Below are 12,803 nucleotides of genomic sequence, written 5' to 3'. Positions count from 1 at the left end.
ACTAGGCTTTGAAGCCGTGCTGGTCCTGGCTTTCGACACCGCGACCGCGGCGGTCACCGTCGCGCTGTATGAGTGGGTCCCCGGGGAGGGACCGCTGCCGCGCGCCGTCGCCGAGGCGGTCGACGCCCGCCGTCACGCGGAGCTGCTGACCCCCTCGATCGCCGGGGTGCTGGCGGAGGCGGGCGTGCTCCCCGCCCAGCTCAGCGCCGTGGTCGTGGGAGTGGGACCCGGCCCCTACACCGGGCTGCGGGTGGGGCTGATGACCGCGCGGGCACTGGGCGGGGCGCTGCGGATCCCGGTGCACGGGGTCTGCACCCTGGACGCCATCGCCTGGGCCTCCGGCCGGGACAAGCCGTTCGTGGTGGCCACCGACGCGCGCCGCAAGGAGGTCTACTGGGCGCGCTATGACTCGGCGCGGGTGCGCACCACCGAACCGGCGGTGGGACCGCCGGCCGCGGTGCCGGCCGAGCTGGGCATCGAACCGGGAGAGCTGCCGGTGATCGGCGAGGGCGCCGCGCTCTACCCCGACCAGCTGGGCGCCACCGGCGACGCCGAGCCGCTGCTGCCGTCGGCCGCCGCGCTGGCCGAGCTCGCGGTGACCCGCCTGGCCGGCATGGACGGGCCGCCGCTGCTGCCGCCCGAGCCGCTGTACCTGCGCCGCCCCGACGCCAAGACCCCCGGCCCCCGCAAGCGGGTGACCCCCCGATGACCGTCGCGCTGCGGGCCATGACGGAGGCGGACGTGCCCGCCGTCATGGAACTGGAACGGGCGACCTTCCCCGAGGACGCCTGGAGCGAGTCGATGCTGCGCGATGAGCTGCGCCACCAGCCGCACACCCGGCACTACGTGGTGGCCGAGGACGACTCCGGCGAGATCATCGGCTACGCCGGGCTGGCCGCCGCCGGGGACCAGGGCGATGTGCAGACCATCGCGGTGCGCGCCGACCGCCAGGGGCGGGGCGTGGGCCGGGCGCTGCTGGGCGAGCTGCTGGCCGAGGCCGAGCGGCGCGGCTGCCGGGAGGTCTTCTTGGAGGTGCGCGTCGACAACGACCGCGCCCAGGCCCTGTATGAGCGGTTCGGGTTCGAGCGCATCGGGGTCCGCAAACGCTACTACCAGCCGTCCGGAACCGACGCCATCGTCATGCGCCGCCGCCGGGGCGGCGCGGGCGCCCACCCGGTCGGCTTCGCGAAGTGAGGAGACAGGTGATCCGCGACTCCGAGCCGTTGGTGCTGGGGATCGAGACGTCCTGCGACGAGACGGGGGTGGGCATCGTCCGCGGCACCACGCTGCTGGCCGACGCCGTCGCCTCCAGCGTGGATGAGCACGCCCGCTTCGGCGGCGTGGTGCCCGAGGTGGCCTCCCGCGCCCACCTGGAGGCCATGGGCCCCACCGTGGAACGGGCTTTGGAGGAGGCCGGAGTGGCCTTCTCGGACGTGGACGCGATCGCGGTGACCGCCGGCCCGGGACTGGCCGGGGCGCTGATGGTCGGGGTGGCCGCCGCCAAGGCGTACGCGCTGGCGCTGGGCAAGCCCCTGTATGGGGTGAACCACCTGGCCGCTCACGTCGCCGTCGATCAGCTCGAGCACGGGCCGCTGCCCAAACCGTGCGTGGCCATGCTGGTCTCCGGCGGGCACTCGTCCCTGCTGCTGGTGCCCGACGTGGCCGCCGAGGTGCACCCGCTGGGCGCCACCGTGGACGACGCCGCCGGCGAGGCCTTCGACAAGATCGCCCGGGTGCTGGGGATGGGTTTTCCCGGCGGCCCGCTGATCGACCGCAAGGCCAAGGAGGGCAGGCCGGACGCCATCGCCTTCCCGCGCGGCAAGTACGACGACGGCACCTACGATTTCTCTTTCTCCGGGCTGAAGACCGCGGTGGCCCGCTGGGTGGAGGCGCGCGAGCGGGAGGGGCGGCCGGTGCCGGTCGCCGATGTGGCCGCCTCTTTCCAGGAGGCGGTGGTGGACGTGCTGACCGCCAAGGCGCTGGCGGCCTGCCGCGAGCACGGGGTGCGGGACCTGCTGATCGGCGGCGGGGTGGCGGCCAACTCCCGGCTGCGGGCGCTGGCCGCCGAGCGCTGCGAGGCCGCCGGGGTGCGGCTGCGGGTGCCGCGGCCGCGGCTGTGCACCGACAACGGGGCGATGGTGGCCGCGCTGGGGGCCGAGCTGGTGGCCGCCGGCGCCGCCCCTTCCGCGCTGGACCTGCCCGCCGACTCGGCGCTGCCGGTGGAGACGATCCGGCTGTAGGACGCGGCCTTGATCAGACGGCCACTCCCAGCCGGGCCAGTGAACCGGCCAGGTGCGCCTCCAGCAGCGGGATGCAGGCCCGGCCGAGGTGGCGCTCGTCCGGCTGGGCCAGCAGGTCCAGCACGCTGCGCAGGTCCCAGTAGGGGTCGTGCACGTAGCCGCCGCTGACCCGGTCGAAGGAGTCCAGGAAGGCGTCGGCGGCCGAAAGGCCGTAGCGCAGCGCCAGGCTGCAGCGCATCTGCGCGATGTCGACCCCGATCGGCCCGTAGGAGGCGCTGGACCAGTCGACGACGCCGGTCAGCCGCCCATAGGACCACAGCGTGTTGTCCGGCTGGTAGTCGCGGTGGATGAAGTGCGGCCTGGCCTCCGGGGCGGGGCGGGCGGCCAGCTCGAACGCCTGCTCCCACAGTTCGGGGCGGGTGGCGTGGGCGGGCGGCACCCGTTCCCGCAGCCGGTTGTAGGGCAGGTAGGGCGGCATCGTGGCGGCGCCGCTGAGCGAGTGCACCCCCAGCAGCGCGGCCGACATCTGGATGAGGTATTCCGACAGCTCCTCGGTCCCCGGGTTGGGCGGATGGCCGATCAGCCGGGTGACCAGCAGCGCCGGGGCGTCGCAGTAGGCCCCGGCGGGGTCTGCGGCCACCAGTTCCGGGGTGGGCAGCCGGCAGCCGGCCAGCAGCGCCAGCGCGGCGATCTCCCGTTCGGGAGAGAACTCCTGCCCGGCGGTCTGGTCGGGAAGGGTCCAGCGGCGCAGCACCAGCCGGTGCGGATGGCCGGAGCGGCTCTCCACCAGCAGCGCGTGGTTGGCGTGGCGCGTGCCCCCGGTCAGCGGGCGGACCATCTTGACCTTGGAACCCGGGCCGAGGCACTGCTCCACCCAGCGCAGGGTGGCCTCATCGGGGGGCGGGCAGACCGCCTCCACCGGTGCTCCGGATGCCTGGGAACGAGTCACGGGGTCCATCAAAACGGATTCCGAATGGTATTGGGAGTGATTTTGTGGAGAAGGAACGTTGCAAAATTCACGGGACCGGCGTGTCGCCCCGGTTATTGATCGGGCATGACCGGTGATTGTCGGACATAATTCGCGGATGCCATTCGGTATCCGGAGAAGTGGAAACGTCCGTTCTCAGGCGCTTCCGGCCGGGCCGCTCGCCGAAACGTCCAGCGGCCGTCGATGCGTCAGCAGGGCCACCGGGGAGTCGCCCACGCGGGTGAGCACCAGCGTCAGCTCCTCCCCATCGCGCCGGCCGCCCCCGCCGGCAAAGCCCAGCTCCCGGCGCAGCCGCTGCACGTCCACCGCCGATCCGCGCTTTTTGATGGTCAGCCTCCCGACCCGCCGCCGGCGCAGCACGGCCCGCAGCCGCTTGACCGAGAACGGCAGTACCTCTTCTATCTCATAGGCGGTGGCGAACGGCGTGGCGACCAGGTCGTCACCGGTGATGTAGGCGATGCGCGCATCGGCCAGCCCGCCGCCGAGCGCCGCCGCCACCTCGGCCACCAGATGGGCGCAGATCACCGCCCCGTCCGGTTCGTACAGGTACCGTCCCCACTCCCGCACCGGCGCGGTCGCCGGATCCCGCGCCGCCGCCAGCGTCCACACCCCGCCGCGCCCGTCCAGCAGCGTGGCCCGGCGCCGCGCCCGTCCCGCCAGCGCCCCCGTCCACAGCGCCGCCTCCTTGACGTCGCCGCCGACCGAGATCCACTCCGCCTCCGCCTCCTGCGGGATGGCCTGGTGCGGGATGCCCGGCGCCACCTTGACGCACCCGGCCGGGGCCCGCCCGGCCAGATCCAGCACCGCATCCAGCGGCGGTTCATAACAGGAGGGGTCGAACACGCGGCCGCGCAGAGTGCGCCGTCCGGGGTCGGCGAACACCGCGGCGAACCCCGCGGGGTCCGCCTCGGTCGCATCCCCGTGCCGCACGAAGGCCCGCTCCGCCAGCCCGAGCGCCGTCAGATTCGCCCGCGCCACCTCCACCGTCAGCGGGTCGCGCTCCACGCCGACGCCTGCGCACCCGGCCCGGGCCCGGGCGATCAGGTCGGCGCCGATGCCGCAGCCCAGGTCCAGCACCGGCCCGCCGCCCAGCCGGTCGGCGAACCGGCGCGCCCGGTACTCGGCCACGCACGCCCGGGTGGCCTGCTCCAGGCCCGCCGGGGTGAAGTACATGCGGGCGGCGTCCGCGCCGAACTTCTCGTGCGCCCGGGCCCGCAGCCGCGCCTGGGTGAGCGCCGCCGACACCAGCTCGGCCGGGTACCGCTCCCGCAGCCGGGAGGCGGTCGCCACCAGTGCGGTGGTGCTCAGATCGGCCTGCGCCGCCTCGGCCAGCACCCGCTGCCCGGTCTCCTCCAGCAGCCGCCGGAATATCGCCACATCCACACCCGGACCCTACTGATGCGACGGGGCGCGCCCACCGGGCGCCGGGAAGGTTTTCCAGATCAGCGGGTGTGGACGGCGGGGAAAACGGCGAGGAGAAGAAGGCAGGCCGACGGCCTTGCGAGCCGCAAGCGACGGTGCGGTGACCGCAAACCCGCCTGTGTTGACGAGGTCAGGGGGACGGCATAATCTCCATGACTGGCACTCGGACCCTGAGAGTGCCAATCATGCGACAAGGTCGGTCTGGCACCCGCGACGACAGGCCGGTCCCAGGTCGCCTCTTCTGTCACAGTGCGATCGGCCCTGCTCATGGCCGGTCGAGGACCATCGAAGGGGAGGTCAGATCGTGACGACCGCCACCAAGGTTGTTCTCAAGCCGCTCGAGGACCGCATCGTCGTCCAGCCGCTTGAGGCCGAGACCACCACCGCGTCGGGCCTGGTGATCCCCGACACGGCCAAGGAGAAGCCGCAGGAGGGCACCGTTCTGGCGGTGGGCCCGGGCCGGGTCGACGACAAGGGCAACCGCGTCCCGCTGGATGTGAAGGTCGGGGACGTCGTCCTCTACAGCAAGTACGGCGGCACCGAGGTCAAGTACAACAACGAGGAGTACCTCGTGCTGTCCGCCCGCGACGTGCTGGCGATCGTCGAGAAGTAATTTCAAGCCACAGCTGAACGCCATGCACCGCCCCGGCCGGCCAGGGGCTCCCGCACCGTCCGCCATTGCGCATCGGGTGCCTTGGGGAGCTTTCGGGGATGTGGGGATCGTCCTCGCATCGACCCGTGGGCGGCCGGGGCGGTGAACCTTTTCCGGCACTTTGTCTTCGCGGCCGGCGGCGTGCTTCGGCCGCCGGCGGTGCGTTTCGAAATCCCCGCGGGCGCCCGCCGGCCAAGGCCGCCAGCGCATGGGCCGGGTGAGGGAAAAGGTTCGACGCAGGAGAGGACGTAATTTTCCATGGCCAAGATCTTGGAGTTCGACGAGGACGCGCGGCGCGCCCTGGAACGCGGCGTCAACGCCCTCGCCGACGCGGTCAAGGTGACGATCGGCCCGCGCGGCCGCAACGTCGTCATCGACAAGAAGTTCGGTGCGCCGACCATCACCAACGACGGTGTCACCATCGCCCGCGAGGTGGAGCTGGAGGACCCCTACGAGAACCTGGGCGCCCAGCTCGCCAAGGAAGTGGCGACCAAGACCAACGACGTGGCCGGTGACGGCACCACCACCGCCACCGTGCTGGCCCAGGCGCTGGTGCGCGAGGGTCTGCGCAACGTGGCCGCCGGCGCCTCGCCGATGGCGCTCAAGCGCGGCATCGACGCCGCCGCCGCCCACGTCTCCGAGCAGCTGCTCAAGTCCGCCCGCGAGGTCGGCGAGCGGGAGGAGATCGCCCACGTCGCGACGATCTCCGCGCAGGACCGCAAGATCGGTGAGCTGATCGCCGAGGCTTTTGAGAAGGTGGGCAAGGACGGTGTGATCACCGTCGAGGAGTCCCACACCATGGGCCTGGAGCTGGAGTTCACCGAGGGTCTGCAGTTCGACAAGGGGTACCTGTCGCCGCACATGGTGACCGACCCCGAGCGCATGGAGGCCGTCCTGGAGGACGCCTACGTGCTGATCCACGAGGGCAAGATCTCCAACGTCCAGGACCTGCTGCCGATCGCCGAGAAGGTCGCCCAGACCAAGAAGCCGCTGCTGGTGATCGCCGAGGACGTCGAGGGCGAGGCGCTGGCGCTGCTGGTGGCCAACAAGATCCGCGGCACCTTCGTGTCGGCCGCGGTCAAGGCCCCCGGCTTCGGCGACCGCCGCAAGGCGATGCTGGCCGACATGGCGGTGCTGACCGGCGGCCAGGTGATCAGCGAGGCGCTGGGCCTGAAGCTGGACTCCATCGGCCTGGAGGAGCTGGGCCGGGCCCGCCGGGTCACCGTCACCAAGGACACCACCACCATCGTCGACGGCGCCGGCGACCCCAAGGACGTCGAGGACCGCATCCGCCAGATCAAGGTCGAGATCGAGCAGAGCGACTCGGACTGGGACCGCGAGAAGCTGCAGGAGCGGCTGGCCAAGCTGGCCGGCGGGGTGTGCGTGCTGCGCGTGGGCGCCGCCACCGAGGTGGAGCTGAAGGAGAAGAAGCACCGCCTGGAGGACGCCATCTCCGCCACCCGCGCCGCCATCGAAGAGGGCATCGTCGCCGGCGGCGGCAGCGCGCTGGTGCACGTCTCCAAGGAGGGCTTCGAGACGCTGGGGCTGTCCGGCGACGAGGCCACCGGCGCCGAGGCGCTGCGCCGCGCCCTGGTGGAGCCGGCCCGCTGGATCGCCGAGAACGCCGGCCAGGAGGGTTACGTCGTGACGGCCAAGGTGGCCGAGCTGCCCGTCGGCCACGGCTACAACGCCGCCACCGGCGAGTACGGCGACCTGGTGGCCCAGGGCGTCATCGACCCGGTGAAGGTCACCCGCTCGGCCGTCACCAACGCCGCCTCGATCGCCGGCATGCTGCTGAGCACCGAGGCCCTGGTGGTCGAAAAGCCCGAGGAGGAGGAGCCCGCCGCGGGTCACGGCCACGGTCACGGCCACGGCCACTGACCCTCCGCTCCGGCGGCGGCAGGCCGCCTGAGCAGGGAGGATGCAACCGGTTCGCAGGGGATCCCCGCCGACTGCGGCGGGGATCCCTTTTTGGTGAGGTTTCTGATTTGCGGCGGCCCGGCCTCTTGCGTGCCGCGCCGGTCCCGTTTCCGCAGGTCAGGTGGGTGATCACGGCTGCGGAACCGGCGCGGCCCGGGCGGGGCGCAGCGGACTGAAAAAGAATTTCCTGCGCTCCTCGGCCGAAAAGCCCGCGACCGGGCGAAGTGTCGGAAGACTGTTTCGGAAATACCGGAGAAACGGCGACGGGCGGCGCCTTTTCAAGCCGGGCTTCTGCCGGTCACAACGGGTGGAGAGGGCCGATGCGGACCGTTCGGCGACCATCCCGCACCAAAAGAGATTACCCTACGGGATGGAATCATTGCGTTTTGTGATATTAGGCGGGGGGCCCGCGCACTGTGACCATTCCGTTGTCTTGCACAGTGGAGACATGTCCGACCGCGCTGGGCATCATGCTCTACGTGACCGAGGGATGCTTCGCCGGGAACACGACGCGGGGGCTATCGGAGCGGGGGGACGTGCGATGACGAGCGAAGCCCGGGCCTTGCATGCGACGGCGCCCTCCGATGAGGGGGATCTGGGAGATCTGACCGCGCTGGCCGTGCAGGGCGATCCCGGGGCGATCGAGGTATTGCTCAGTCAGGTGCGGCCGATGGTGGTGCGTTATTGCCGGGCCCGTTTGGGGCGCATATCCGGGCACTATCACATCGCCGACGACGTGGCCCAGGAAGTCTGTATCGCGGTGTTGTCGGCCCTGCCCCGATATCGCGACATGGGACGTCCTTTCGCGTCCTTCGTCTTCGGCATCGCCTCGCACAAGATCGCCGACGCGCTGCGCAGCGCGGTGCGGTCGGCGGTGCCCACCGAGGACCTGCCGGACGGCCCCGACGACCGTCCCGGCCCAGAGGAGACGGTGGTCCGCTACAGCGAGGCCGAACGCGCCCGCGACCTGCTCACCCGGCTGCCCGAGCACCAGCGCGAACTGGTGCTGCTGCGAGTGGTGGCGGGGCTGTCGGCCGAGGAGACCGGTAATGTGCTGGGCATGACGGCGGGAGCGGTACGGGTCGCCCAGCACCGGGCCCTGGCCCGGCTCCGGGCGATGGCCAGTGAGGAGTCGGGCGCTTGACAGAGCGGAGCGAGGACGCCTCGGTTCCCACCGGTGCCGCCGGTGCGGCCGCCGCCGGTCCCGGCCGTCCGACGGCCGCGTGCTGGGATCTGGCCGCGGTGCGCCGCAGCGACGCGATCGTGGAGGCGCTGGCCGCCCGCGACGCGCTGCCCGACTCCGGCGCCGCCGACCCGGCGGACCCGGCCGTCGCCCTGCTGCGGGCCCTGATCGCCGATGTGGACGCCGGAGCCTTCGACCCGTCCCTGCCGCGCCGGCCGGCGCCGCCGGCGCAGCAGAGCACGCGCCCGGGAAAGCGGCGGCCCGGATCGGGCGGGCGCATGCGGCCCGTCCCCGCCGAGGGGGACGGCACCGCCGCCGAGCCTGGACCGCGGCGGGGGCCGCGCAAGGTCGTCCTGCTCGGCGTCGTCGGCCCGCTGCTGACCGGGGTGCTGGCCACCACCGGGGTCGCCGTCGCCCAGGACGGGCCGGCCGAGCAGCCGGGAAGCGCACCGGGCGCCGGAGAACTGGCCGCCGGCGAACCCGCGGCGCACGCCCGGATCCGGCTGGTCCGGGAACGGCCGGACACCGCCCGCCCGGCCGAGGGCGTCATCACGGTCCTCGCCGCCGACGGCGGGCCGATGCGTTCCCTGCCGTTCCGCACTCCCATGCCGGACCTGCGCGTCGAGCCCCACGAAGACCGACTCCCCAAGGACCGGGCGGGAGAGGACCGGCGCGGGTCCGGCGAGCGGCGAGCCCCCAGGGCGCAGCCGGAGGCGCCGGGGGGCGACGCGCCCAAGCCGCGTCAGGACCTCCTGCCCTTCGCCGATCCCGAGCCGGGCGAACCACACGCCGACCAGGACCGCCTCGACCCATCGGAGCCGGCTCCGGACAACACGGAGGAACGGCCGGCGGCCCCGCCACAGGCCGATGAAACCGACGGCGGCCTGCCCGAGGAGACCTGACCGGACCCCCTCAGGGGTTGTTCCGGCCCTCCTCGCTGTCGATCACGCCGTCCACGTAACCGCGGGCGTACTCCCAGCTGACATAGTCGACCGGGTCGGGCGACAGCGCGGGCTCGTGCACCCGCGGCAGCCCTTCCTCCAGCAGGTGGCGCAGGTTGCCGTGCAGCAGGTCCCAGTCGATGTAGTGCTGCTTGCCGCAGTCGCCGCAGTCCACGGTCAGGCCGCGGACCCCCAGCGGCTCCAGCAGCGCGCGGAAGACCTCCAGGTCGGCGAGGTCGGCCAGCACGTCCTCGCGTTCGCTCATGCTCAGCGGAGTGATCTCCTCGCTGAGGTCGCCGAGCGCTGCGGCCGGGTCGTTGGGGTCGCCGGCGAACGGGTCGAGCGGGACGTCATCGTGCACAATCCCACGCTACTGCGCACAACGAGCAGGTGGTCAACCCGCGGGCACAACCTTGTGCAAGACACCGGATGCCGGGATTTTCCCGACGGCGTGGTGTGTTGTTTCTCGCATAGTCCCCGGTGGCGGGCGTGCGCGCACCGGCAAGTGACCTTGACGGGCACGCCCTACGATGGGGGGACACCGCCGTGTCCGGGCCGCAACAGACCGCCTGTGGCCAATCGACGACCGGGAAGGCAGCCATGAATCCCGCCGCGGAACCCGACAAGTTCCTCCCTCCGGGGCTGACGTTCGACGATGTTCTGCTGGTGCCGGCCTACTCCGATCTCCAGCCGGGCGAGGTCGACACCACCACGCGGCTCAGCCGCAACATCACCTTGCGCATCCCCCTGGTCTCGGCGGCGATGGACACGGTGACCGAGGCCCGCATGGCCATCGCCATGGCCCGCCAGGGCGGCATCGGCATCCTGCACCGCAACCTGTCGATCGAGGAGCAGGCCGAGCAGGCCGACATGGTCAAGCGCTCGGAGAACGGCATGATCACCAAGCCGGTCACCTGCTCCCCGGACGACACCCTGGCCGATGTGGAGCAGTTGTGCTCCCGCTTCCGGATCTCCGGGGTCCCGGTGGTGGACGCCGAGGGCGTGCTGGTGGGCATCGTCACCAACCGCGACACCCGCTTTGAAAGCGACCCGACGCGGCCGGTGCGCGAGGTCATGACCCCGATGCCGCTGATCACCGCGCCGGTGGACGTCTCCAAGGAGGAGGCGTTCCGGCTGCTGGCCCAGAACAAGATCGAGAAACTGCCGCTGATCGACGACGCCGGCCGGCTGCGCGGGCTGATCACCGTCAAAGACTTCGTCAAAAGCGAGCAATACCCCAGGGCCACCAAGGACGCCGACGGCCGGCTGGTGGTCGGCGCCGCGGTGGGCGTCGGGGAAGAGGGCATCGCCCGCGCCCAGGCGCTGGTCGAGGCGGGTGTCGACGTCATCGTGGTGGACGTGGCCCAGGGCCACTCCAAGGGCGTGCTGGACACCATCGCCAAGATCAAGGCCAACTGCCGGGGCGTGGACGTGATCGGCGGCAACGTGGCCACCCGCGCCGGCGCCCAGGCGCTGATCGACGCCGGCGCCGACGGCGTCAAGGTCGGGGTCGGCCCCGGCTCCATCTGCACCACCCGGGTCATCGCGGGCGTCGGCGTCCCCCAGATCACCGCGATCTACGAGGCCTCCCGCGCCGCGCTGCCGGCCGGGGTGCCGGTGATCGGCGACGGCGGCCTGCAGTACTCCGGCGACATCGCCAAGGCCATCGCCGCCGGCGCCTCCAGCGTGATGCTGGGCAGCCTGCTGGCCGGGGTCGAGGAGAGCCCGGGCGAGCTGATCTTCGTCCACGGAAAGCAGTACAAGTCCTACCGGGGCATGGGCTCGCTGGGCGCCATGCGCAACCGCGAGCGCGGCAAGTCCTACTCCAAGGACCGCTACCAGCAGGGCGACGTCACCAGCGAGGAGAAGCTGATCCCCGAGGGCATCGAAGGGCAGGTGCCCTACCGCGGCCCGCTGGCCGCGGTCGCCCACCAGCTGGTCGGCGGCCTGCACCAGGCCATGTGGTACGCCGGCACCCGCACCATCCCCGAGCTGCAGGAGCGGGGCCAGTTGATGCAGATCACCACGGCCGGCCTCAAGGAGAGCCACCCCCACGACGTGCAGATGACCGTGGAGGCCCCCAACTACCAGCGCAGGTCATAGCAGCGGCGGGCCGGCCCGGGCGGGGCGGCCCCCGGCTGAGATGATGCTCCAGGCCCGATGTCCGGCAGACCCCGGGCCTGGAGCCGACACGTCCTTGAAGACCATCGCGGGCGGGCCTGCGCGCATCCGGGCCGAAGGAACGGTGACGACCGCAAAGCGGTCCGCACCGCCGCCGGGCCGGAAGGCGCGCATCGCGGCCCGCTCGCCGCGCGAGCGGAGCGAGCGCCATGAACACGCTTGAGATCGGGCGGGGCAAGAGCGGCCGCCGGGCGTATGCGTTCGACGAGATCGGCATCGTGCCGTCCCGGCGGACGCGCGACCCGGAGGAGGTCAGCGTCGCCTGGCAGATCGACGCCTACCGGTTCGAGGTGCCGCTGGTGGCGGCGCCGATGGACAGCGTGGTCAGCCCGGCCACCGCGATCGCCATAGGCAAGCTGGGCGGACTGGCGGTGCTGGACCTGGAGGGGCTGTGGACCCGCTATGAGGACCCCGAGCCGCTGCTGGCCGAGATCACGCTGCTGGACGATGTGACCGCCACCCGGCGGCTGCAGGAGGTCTACTCCGAGCCGATCAAAGAGGAGCTGATCGGCCGGCGGATCGAGGAGATCCGCCGGGCCGGGGTGACCGTGGCGGCCCGGCTGTCGCCGCAGCGCACCGCGCAGTTCCACAAGGCGGTGATCGACGCCGGGGTGGACCTGTTCGTCATCCGCGGCACCACGGTGTCGGCCGAGCACGTCTCCAGCCGGGCCGAGCCGCTGAACCTCAAGCAGTTCATCTACGACCTGGACGTCCCGGTGATCGTGGGCGGCTGCTCCACCTACACCGCGGCGCTGCACCTGATGCGCACCGGCGCGGCCGGGGTGCTGGTCGGCTTCGGCGGCGGCTCCGGGCACACCACCCGCACCGTGCTGGGGGTGGCGGTGCCGATGGCCACCGCGGTCGCCGACGTGGCCGCGGCCCGCCGCGACTACCTGGATGAGTCCGGCGGCCGGTACGTGCACGTCATCGCCGACGGCGGCATGACCAACAGCGGCGACATCGCCAAGGCGTTCGCCTGCGGCAGCGACGCGGTGATGATCGGCTCGCCGTTCGCCCGGGCCACCGAGGCGCCCGGCCGCGGCTACCACTGGGGCAGCGAGGCCCACCACGGCGAGGTGCCCCGCGGCACCCGGCTGGAGGTCGGCACGATCGGGACGCTGGAGCAGATCCTGTTCGGGCCGTCCCATGTCGCCGACGGGTCGATGAACCTCATCGGGGCGCTGCGCCGCGCCATGGCCACCGCCGGGTACACCGAGCTGAAGGAGTTCCAGCGGGTGGAGGTCGTCATCACCCCGCCCGAGCTGTGACGCCGCAC

At 72.3% G+C, this 12,803-nt stretch carries 12 protein-coding genes; 9 read left to right on the top strand and 3 right to left on the bottom strand.

Translation table 11 applies throughout. The annotated features are described in order from the left end of the window. Nucleotides 1-16: 16 nt before the first annotated feature. From tsaB to tsaD, 3 genes are read left to right on the top strand one after another with little or no spacing between them, the layout of a single operon-like run. Nucleotides 17-709: a tRNA (adenosine(37)-N6)-threonylcarbamoyltransferase complex dimerization subunit type 1 TsaB gene (gene tsaB / locus BUE48_RS21220; RefSeq protein WP_286990812.1), complete on the top strand. Its 693-nt coding sequence runs from the start codon at nucleotides 17-19 to the stop codon at nucleotides 707-709. Beyond that, complete coding sequence (rimI, locus tag BUE48_RS21215) at nucleotides 706-1,194, top strand: ribosomal protein S18-alanine N-acetyltransferase (protein WP_012854572.1); 489 nt, start codon at nucleotides 706-708, stop codon at nucleotides 1,192-1,194. Before tsaB ends, rimI begins: the two co-directional genes overlap by 4 nt. A gap of 8 nt (nucleotides 1,195-1,202) precedes the next feature. Further along, nucleotides 1,203-2,240, top strand: a complete 1,038-nt coding sequence (gene tsaD, locus BUE48_RS21210; RefSeq protein WP_286990811.1) for a tRNA (adenosine(37)-N6)-threonylcarbamoyltransferase complex transferase subunit TsaD — start codon at nucleotides 1,203-1,205, stop codon at nucleotides 2,238-2,240. Between the two features lie 13 nt (nucleotides 2,241-2,253). On the opposite strand, the gene BUE48_RS21205 is transcribed toward tsaD, so the two are convergent. Further along, on the bottom strand, nucleotides 2,254-3,198 hold the full coding sequence (locus tag BUE48_RS21205) for a phosphotransferase family protein (RefSeq protein WP_012854570.1): 945 nt from the start codon (nucleotides 3,196-3,198) through the stop codon (nucleotides 2,254-2,256). Between the two features lie 165 nt (nucleotides 3,199-3,363). Beyond that, nucleotides 3,364-4,611, bottom strand: a complete 1,248-nt coding sequence (locus BUE48_RS21200) for a class I SAM-dependent methyltransferase (protein WP_286990810.1) — start codon at nucleotides 4,609-4,611, stop codon at nucleotides 3,364-3,366. Between the two features lie 343 nt (nucleotides 4,612-4,954). Here BUE48_RS21200 and groES point away from each other — a divergent pair, with 343 nt between their 5' ends. The 4 genes from groES to BUE48_RS21180 all read left to right on the top strand — a co-directional run bounded on the left by groES (nucleotide 4,955) and on the right by BUE48_RS21180 (nucleotide 9,307). Beyond that, entirely contained in the window at nucleotides 4,955-5,263 is a 309-nt protein-coding gene (gene groES, locus BUE48_RS21195; protein WP_012854568.1) for a co-chaperone GroES, read from the top strand. 297 nt (nucleotides 5,264-5,560) lie between these two features. Beyond that, the gene (groL, locus tag BUE48_RS21190) at nucleotides 5,561-7,183 is read left to right on the top strand and encodes a chaperonin GroEL (RefSeq protein WP_012854567.1); all 1,623 of its coding nucleotides are present in this window, start codon (nucleotides 5,561-5,563) and stop codon (nucleotides 7,181-7,183) included. A 580-nt stretch (nucleotides 7,184-7,763) separates the two neighbouring features. Further along, entirely contained in the window at nucleotides 7,764-8,366 is a 603-nt protein-coding gene (locus tag BUE48_RS21185; protein WP_012854566.1) for a sigma-70 family RNA polymerase sigma factor, read from the top strand. Then, on the top strand, nucleotides 8,363-9,307 hold the full coding sequence (locus BUE48_RS21180) for a hypothetical protein (RefSeq protein ID WP_286990809.1): 945 nt from the start codon (nucleotides 8,363-8,365) through the stop codon (nucleotides 9,305-9,307). The genes BUE48_RS21185 and BUE48_RS21180 overlap by 4 nt, the downstream gene beginning before the upstream one ends. Nucleotides 9,308-9,317: 10 nt before the next feature. Here the strand turns inward: BUE48_RS21180 and BUE48_RS21175 are convergent, their stop codons facing one another. Then, on the bottom strand, nucleotides 9,318-9,707 hold the full coding sequence (locus BUE48_RS21175; protein WP_012854564.1) for a DUF5319 domain-containing protein: 390 nt from the start codon (nucleotides 9,705-9,707) through the stop codon (nucleotides 9,318-9,320). 239 nt (nucleotides 9,708-9,946) lie between these two features. Here BUE48_RS21175 and guaB point away from each other — a divergent pair, with 239 nt between their 5' ends. Continuing rightward, the gene (gene guaB / locus BUE48_RS21170) at nucleotides 9,947-11,449 is read left to right on the top strand and encodes an IMP dehydrogenase (RefSeq protein ID WP_012854563.1); all 1,503 of its coding nucleotides are present in this window, start codon (nucleotides 9,947-9,949) and stop codon (nucleotides 11,447-11,449) included. 227 nt (nucleotides 11,450-11,676) lie between these two features. Further along, entirely contained in the window at nucleotides 11,677-12,795 is a 1,119-nt protein-coding gene (locus BUE48_RS21165) for a GuaB3 family IMP dehydrogenase-related protein (RefSeq protein ID WP_012854562.1), read from the top strand. Nucleotides 12,796-12,803 lie beyond the last annotated feature (8 nt).

The organism is Thermomonospora sp. CIF 1 (assembly GCF_001896795.1).
GTDB lineage: Bacteria > Actinomycetota > Actinomycetes > Streptosporangiales > Streptosporangiaceae > Thermomonospora > Thermomonospora curvata.
Note: the sequence above shows the minus strand (reverse complement) of the source record. Positions and strands in the feature narration are given on the sequence as shown.

What these genes read in the sequence shown, in the direction of transcription:
- rimI (WP_012854572.1), top strand. Translation starts at nt 706, where the DNA reads ATGACCGTCGCGCTGCGGGCCATGACGGAGGCGGACGTGCCCGCCGTC.
- BUE48_RS21205 (WP_012854570.1), bottom strand. Translation starts at nt 3,198, where the DNA reads ATGGACCCCGTGACTCGTTCCCAGGCATCCGGAGCACCGGTGGAGGCG.
- groL (WP_012854567.1), top strand. Translation starts at nt 5,561, where the DNA reads ATGGCCAAGATCTTGGAGTTCGACGAGGACGCGCGGCGCGCCCTGGAA.
- BUE48_RS21185 (WP_012854566.1), top strand. Translation starts at nt 7,764, where the DNA reads ATGACGAGCGAAGCCCGGGCCTTGCATGCGACGGCGCCCTCCGATGAG.
- guaB (WP_012854563.1), top strand. Translation starts at nt 9,947, where the DNA reads ATGAATCCCGCCGCGGAACCCGACAAGTTCCTCCCTCCGGGGCTGACG.
- BUE48_RS21165 (WP_012854562.1), top strand. Translation starts at nt 11,677, where the DNA reads ATGAACACGCTTGAGATCGGGCGGGGCAAGAGCGGCCGCCGGGCGTAT.